The sequence below is a fragment of the Kitasatospora sp. NPDC058492 genome (genome assembly GCF_042720685.1).
GTDB lineage: Bacteria > Actinomycetota > Actinomycetes > Streptomycetales > Streptomycetaceae > Kitasatospora.
The window spans coordinates 48692-55797 of the sequence record NZ_JBHXMU010000001.1; the positions used below are offsets into that span (position 1 = coordinate 48692).

A 7106-nucleotide genomic window follows, 5' to 3' on the forward strand; every position below is an offset into this window, starting at 1 on the left:
GGCTGGCGCTGCGCAGGGAGCCGGTCGAGGCCATGGGGCTTCGGGAGTAGCGGGCGCCGGGGGGGGGGGGGGGGGGGGGCCCGGGGGGGGGGGGGGGGGGGGGGGGGGGCCCCCCGCGACTGCCGGTCACAGGCGGAAGGGGTTGCCGCCCTGTGCGGCGATCACGTACCAGGCGGTCGCCCCGGTGTGGAGGGAGGAGTAGTAGAAGTCGCCCTCCCCGGTGTCCAGGCCGTCGTGCGAGGCGGCGACGATGCCCTTGCCGTCCGTGTTGGCCGCGCCGCTCTGGGCCTTCTGCAGGGTCGCCATCAGGGTCGCCGCCTTCGCGGCGTCGCCGTCCGCGCGGCGGACCTGGTAGGCGGCCAGCAGGTGGGCGGTGCCCTCGAACCAGACGCCGCTGGTGTCCTTGCCGCTGAAGCCCACCCCGCTGTACGGGCCGTCGGTGGCCGCCATCCGCCCGGCCGCCCAGTCGACGGCGGGCGCATAGGACGGGTCGAGGGTGGCCAGGTAGCTCCAGGTCTGCACGTCCTCCGGCTCGACGTCGTCGTTGGTGGTCACCCCGTCCAGGCCGGTGCCCGTCCACAGGTGGCCGTTGACGGCCTGCACGGACTTCACGAACCGGAACGCGTTGGTGGAGCGCTGCGCCCAGCCCGCGTCGCCGGTGACGCCGGCGAGCATGGCGAAGAAGGCGCCGGTGTCGATGTTGTGCTCCGTGGCCTTCCAGGTGAGCGGGACCATCGTCTGGCCGGTGCCGTCGTCGTTGCGCAGGCCGCCGGTGTAGCCGCCGGCACCGCGGGTGTCCGCGGTGTTGTTCTGGATCCAGTTGGCGGCCTTCAACGCCCCGTCCAGGAAGCGCTGTTGGCCGGTCACCCGGTAGAGCCGGGTGAGCGCCATGCCGGCCCAGGCCATGTTCCCGGTGTAGACGGAGAACCCGCCGACGTACGGCTCGCCGGACGGGGTCTTGACGAAGGGGTCCGGCTCGTAGGAGGCGCGGATGCGGCCGTCCGGGGTGATGTCGTGGGCCTGGGCGTACAGCAGGCTGTCCCCGAGCGCCGTGGCGTGGGCGACGTCGTCGGTTCCGCCGCGTTGCAGGAACGCGGTGATGACGAGCGCGTTGTCGTACGTGAAGGAGGCCTGGAAGCCGTCCGGGCCGAACAGCTTCGGGTCCTCGAAGTGCCCGCCCTGGTAGCTGCGGGGCACGCGCAGCGTGCTGCCGGTGCCGTGGGCGTCGAGGCGCTGGGCGAGGAAGGAGTAGGCCGCGTCCACGGAAGGCCCGGAAGGCTTCACCGGCGGCTGCTGGGACGGCAGGTGCAGGCTGTCCGCGGGCGGGGGGCCGGGCGTGCTCGGCAGGTCGGCGTCCTCGTCGCCGACCGGCACCAGTTTGAAGAGCTGGTTCTCGTCGTTGTGGTCGCACGGGGCGTTGCCGGGTGTCGCGATGCTGTTCGGCACGCTCGCGCCGGGCCACAGTGCGAGACAGTTCCCGCCCTTGATCTGGAGGTGGAAGTACCAGTGGCCGCCCTCCCAGTCCGACATCTGGAGTCCGACGTCGGCGGACTGGCCCAGGTACTCGTTGGGGGCGGCGAGGTTCCGGAACATCCAGCCGCCGTCCGTCGTCTGGAGGATTTCCCAGTCGGCTCGCGGGTCACCGGGCTGGCTGCCGACGAGCCGGCCGCTCGGCAGGTCGTAGGCCATCGCCGCACCGTTGCCGTCGACCAGTTCGGTGTGGTCGTGCGGCTTGGGGTCGGAGCCCATCGCCACGCCCCCGCCGCCGCTGCCGTAGTCCTCCCAGCTCACGTGCCCGGTGCTCCAGTCGCGAACGCCGATCTTGGCGCCCAGCATGGGGAGGGCGTCCTCCAGGCCGACGAACATGATGCCGCCCGAGCAGGTGGTCGCCATCGTCTTCCCCGGCGTCTTGCAGCTCCAGGTTCCACCCGTGGTGGCCGAGACGATGCCCAGGGCCGTGATGTTGGGCGGCGCCCCCGGCAGGCCCGGGCCGCCTCCCAGCACGACGGGGCCTCCGCTGTCACCCCTGCGGGCCGCGATGGACGAGTTGTCGGCGGCGGTGAACTGCTTGAGGGCCTTCCACCCGTACATGTAGTGGTGCTCGATCTCGCCGCCCAGGTTGTCGGGGCCCTTGGCGTAGTAGTCGGTCACCTTGGTGGTGACCTGGATGTTGCAGATCTCGCCCGAGCGGGAGCCCTCGTTGCAGATCCAGTTCCCCTCGTGCGCCACCTGCGCGGCGCTCACCCACTTCTTGGTCTGCGAGATGCTGGACTGGTCGGCCGCGCCGCCCGTCCAGATCTGCTGGTCCATCGTGATGTTCGAAGACGGCTTGATGACGGCCGCGTCGAGGTAGACGGGCCCCCTCTCGTCCTGGCGGACGATGTGGGGCGAGATCCGGGTGCCGATCGCCGGCCCCTGTGCGCCCGAATCATCCACGCCGTACCGGACGTTGGTCTCGTTGTTCGGCATGAAGCAGTGGTCCGCGGTGAGCATGGCGTTCTCGTCGCGGTACTTGATCGCGAACGCCGTGCTGCAGAACGGTGCGATGATCTGCGCGCCGCCGGCACTCGGATCGCTCCGGCGCGAGGGTTCGCCGAGGCTGATCGACTCCGTGCCGTTCGCTTCGACCGTCACCGGAACGCTCACGGACGCCACCGCCCGCCGCAGCCGCTGCGCGTCGGCCTCGCCGCCCACCACGGTCGCGGTGAGGCCGCTCCCGTCCTGCGGCATCGCCACGTCGGCGATCCGCACTCCGACGGAATCGGCGATGCGCGTCACCTCGCGCGAGGCGTCCTTCAGGTCCTGCGCGCTGTGCGGCGCCGACTTCACGTCGACACGCACCGGGCTGTGCGCGACGACCGCCCGGACCTCGGGCGCCAGCTCGCCGTGCCAGTAGACCGTGAGGTGCTTCGTCTCGGGGGCGGCGACCACGCCGGCGAGGGCCTGGCTGCCGATCTGACCCGACACCTGTTCCACGGCCGAAGCGGTCTCGTTCATCTGGCCCTGGATGGCCATCAGTTGCTGCCAGGACAAGAAAGGTGAAGGGCTCCCGAAGGAGTTCGCCACGGGCGCGATGCCGGGAGCCGCGAGCACTCCCACGACGGCGGTCGCGGTGGCGAAGGCCACGAGCGGCCTTCGCCACCTGCCCCTGCGGCGGGCCGGATCTTCGATGTGGTGGACCAACTGGAACTCCCCGGGGCTCGAAACTGTGGGGCGCCTCGGCGCCCTCTCACCCGTGCCTACGGGCGGAGGTGAACGCGCAGTTCAGAGCAGGTGCGGTGAGGCCGAGAACGCTTGCCGGTCCGTGGTTCGGACGCACGGACGCACGGACGCCCGGATGCCCGCAAGGCGAGCGCTCACGCCGGCGAGGCCGTGATGTGCTGGTCCCGCGTGTCCGCGTGCGAGCCGCTCCAGTAGCCGACGAGGTCCGCGTAGCGCGGTGAGGCGGCGAGCAGTTGCGGATGAGTGCCGCTCAGCGTCCGGTCGCCGTCCATCAGCAGGATACGGTCGGCGCGCAGGGCCGAGCTCATCCGGTGCGCGATGACGACCACGGTGCCGCCGCGCCGCGCGAAGGCCAGCTCCGCCCGCGTCTCCGCACCCGGGTCGAGGTGGCAGGTCGCCTCGTCGAGCAGCACCACGCGAGCGTCCGAGACGTAGGCCCGGACCAGCGCCAGCAGCTGCCGCTCGCCGGCCGACAGAACAGCCCCGCCCACGCCGAGCCGGGTGTCCAGGCCGCCGAGCCGGCCGATCAGGCGGTCGGCACCGACGGCGGTCGCGGCCCGGGCGAGCTCGCTGTCCGCGGCCTCGGGGCGCAGGTAGCGGAGATTCTCCCGGAGCGTCCCGGTGAAGATGTACGCCTCCTGGGGGATCAGCACGACGTGGCGGCGCAGCCAGTCCTCGCCGAGCCGGTCCACGGGGAAGCCGCCGATCCGGATCTGCCCGGCGCCGGGCGTCGCCAACCCGGCGAGCAGGTCGGCCAGGGTCGACTTGCCGATGCCGCTGGGGCCCACCACGACCAGCACGGTGCCGGCGGGCACGGCGAGCGTGAGGTCGCGGATGACCGGCTCGGCGTGCGGGCCGTAACCGAAGGTCAGGCGGTCGATGACCAGGTCGGCGCCGGCCGAGGAGGCCTCGGCCGGGCCGGCGTCGGCGGACGGGTGGGCAGGGTGGCGCGCGGCCGGTTCGGACGGGACATCGGCTTCGCCCAACCGCTGTAGCACCGTGTGGAGTTGGATTCCCCAGGAGCCGATGACATCGACCATCGAGCGCAGCGTGGGCTCGATGGTGGTCAGCAGGTAGCCGACTGCGCCGACCAGCGCGCCGACCGTCAGCCCGTGTCCGGCCAGCAGCCACGGGCTCATCACGAACACGGCCAGCACCGGCAGCTTTCCGCCCGCCGAGACGAGCAGCGCACTGACCGCGCCGGTCCGCGCGACGGCCCGCGACGCCGCTTCCCACTCGCCGATCAGGACGTCCAGGCGCTCCCGAGCCCGACCGCGCGCGCCGGCGGCCACCAGGTCACGCAGGCCCGCCAGGGTCTGACCGGCCTCGGCGGCCAGTCGCTCGTCCGCGATCAGCAAGGCCCGTCGACGCCGGCTCAGGGCACGCAGCAGCGGCATGTACGCCGCCAGCGTGAGGACCACCGACACCCCGGCGATGGCCGCCACCGGCAGAGCGAGGGCCGCCAACCCCACCAGGGCCATCACCAGTGACACGCCGACCTGCCGGACCGAGCGCAGCAGTGCGGAGACCAGCGCCCGTACGGTCTCCACCTGTCCGGTGAGCCGGGCCACGCTCGCCCCGTCGGAGCGGGCCGTGCCGGCGACCCCGCGCCGGAGCGTGGCGGAGACCACCGAACTCACCAGTGCGTCCCGCAAGGGCTCGACCAGCACCCCCAGCCTGGGCAGGAGTTGGCGGGTCACAGCAGCCCGGAGCACCATGGCGACGCCCAGCACTGCCAGCCAGGCCAGGCCCACCAGCGGGCGCCCGGCCAGGAATCCCCGGTCCAGGGCCCGCGCTATCAGGAGCCCGGACAGCAGGGCCGGCAACGCCTCCAGCACGGACAGCGCCAGCACCGCGGCGGCGACGTCGCCGCGGCTGCGCAGATGGCGCCCCAGCATCCGCCAGCCGGGGCGCGTGGTCACGGGATCGGACACGTCTCCTCCTCCACACTCTCCGAAGCGGCGGCGAACTGCGCCTGGTACTCCTGGTCGTTCCACAGCTCCGCATGCGTTGCCACGGCTCTGATCCGGCCATCCGCCAGCCAGGCGACCAGATCCGCACGGGCCGCCGTGGAAGCGCGGTGCGCGACCATGATCCTGGTCCGCCCGGTGAAGGCGCTGTGCAACGCCTGCGTCACCCTCGCCTCGGTCACCGTGTCCAGGCTGGACGTCGCGTCGTCGAGCACGACCACCCGGCTGTCCTGGGCGAACGCTCTCGCCAGTCCGAGCCGTTGTACCTCGCCGCCGGACAGCGGAGCACCCGCCAGGCGGGTGTCGTATCCGTCGGGAAGCCGTCGGATGAAGTCATCGGCGCCGGCGGCCCGCGCAGCGGCCTCGATCACGGACTGCGTCGCCTCCGGACGAGCGAGCGCGATCGTGGCGCGGATGGTGTCGTCGAACAGCGCAGGCCGTTCGAAGGCGTACGCCACGCGGCGGGAGAGTTCATCCGCCGTGAACTCCGTCACGGGTACGCCATCGAGCAGCACCGTGCCCTGGTCCGGATCGTGGAGCCGCCCGACCAGCGCGGCGAGGCTGCTCTTTCCCCCGCCCGACGCCCCGACCACGGCCAGCGCCGTGCCGGCCGGGATCTCCAGGTCGATTCCGTCGAGCACCACCCGGTCCCCGGCGAGCAGGCGGACCCCGCGGAAGGAGACCGCACATCCGGCGGTGGATCCGTCCGGTCCCCGCTCCCCCGCCGGGGTCACTGGCTGGCCCACGGCCTCGGCGACCCGGCGGCCCGCCGCGACCGAGTGGGCCAACTCACCCACGGCGTCGATCTGTTGGAGTAGTCCGAGCGCGATCGCGACGTACCCCGTGACGGCGACGAGCTCCCCCGAGGAGATCCGCCCGGCGACCACCCCGTATCCGCTCACGGCGAGGACCAGGATCTCGATCACCGGCAGCAACAGCCCCATCTGCCAAGCGGTGGCGCGTTGCAGATGCCACGTCAGCAGGCCGGTCCTCGACAGCTCGGGCAGCGGCTCCAGCACACGTGCCGTCTCCGCTGCCACGGTGCCGCTCGCCCGGATCGTCCGGACGCCGCCCAAGGCCTCGATCAACCGGTCCGCGATCTGTCCCTGCAACTCCTGATAGCGCATGAGCGCCGACGAACTCCGGCGGAAGAACAGCCGCAGGACGACGTACACCGGCGGCAGGCCGAGCAGGAAGGTCACCGCGGGTCGCCAGTCGATCAGCCACAGGGACACCACGCCCACGATCGACGTGGCCACCGACATGACCGTGTCGAGCACGGTGAGACCGACGTGCCCCGACTCGGCGCAGCTCCCGACCAGCCGGCCCGTGACATCCCCCGCACCGTACCGGCGCTGCCCGGCGAGTCCCGCGCCCAGCACCCGGTGGACGAGGCCGCGGCGCAACCAGCCGGTGGCCGCCGCCCCACTCGTTCCCGCGGCCACCCCATGCACCACCGCGGCCCCCGTCGCCACCGCGAACGCCGCCGCCAGGGCCGACACCGGCCCGGTCAGCGGACGGTGGGCCAGGGCGTCGTCGAGTGTCCGGGCCAGCAGGGCGGGGGTCGCCAGCGTCACCGCCGCATCCGTGATCGACGCCAGTACGGCGAGGGCGAACCAGCCTCGGGCCTCCAGGGCCGCCGCCGCCAGCAGGCGGGGGACCGATCTTGTCGACGTCGTCATCCTCTCCTCCAGGAGGGCAATCGGGACTGGTGGCCGGGGCCGATCAGGGCCCCGGCCACACATCGGTCACTGGCCGGTGTAGGTACAGGTCCAGCTACAGGTGTTCTGGCAAGGACGCAGGCCAGCGGCCTCCTCCTCCCCGTCCAGCGCCTGCAGCGCATCGACATCAACGGTCATCGTGTTCACCCCCCTTCGGGCAGAAAGCTCAGCATCCGACCGACCCGAAATCACT

4 protein-coding genes are annotated in these 7106 nt (G+C 72.4%); all 4 read right to left on the reverse strand.

What is annotated here, in order from left to right:
- Positions 1 to 126: 126 nt before the first annotated feature.
- The 4 genes from ACFWPI_RS00255 to ACFWPI_RS00270 all read right to left on the reverse strand — a co-directional run bounded on the left by ACFWPI_RS00255 (position 127) and on the right by ACFWPI_RS00270 (position 7051).
- Positions 127 to 3033 (reverse strand): trypsin-like serine protease, encoded by a 2907-nt coding sequence (locus tag ACFWPI_RS00255; protein WP_380424482.1) that lies wholly within the window; start codon positions 3031 to 3033, stop codon positions 127 to 129.
- A 323-nt stretch (positions 3034 to 3356) separates the two neighbouring features.
- Entirely contained in the window at positions 3357 to 5156 is a 1800-nt protein-coding gene (locus tag ACFWPI_RS00260; RefSeq protein WP_380377118.1) for an ABC transporter ATP-binding protein, read from the reverse strand.
- Entirely contained in the window at positions 5141 to 6874 is a 1734-nt protein-coding gene (locus ACFWPI_RS00265; RefSeq protein ID WP_380377120.1) for an ABC transporter ATP-binding protein, read from the reverse strand. The genes ACFWPI_RS00260 and ACFWPI_RS00265 overlap by 16 nt, the downstream gene beginning before the upstream one ends.
- Positions 6875 to 6940: 66 nt before the next feature.
- Positions 6941 to 7051 (reverse strand): ALQxL family class IV lanthipeptide, encoded by a 111-nt coding sequence (locus ACFWPI_RS00270; RefSeq protein ID WP_363586623.1) that lies wholly within the window; start codon positions 7049 to 7051, stop codon positions 6941 to 6943.
- Positions 7052 to 7106 lie beyond the last annotated feature (55 nt).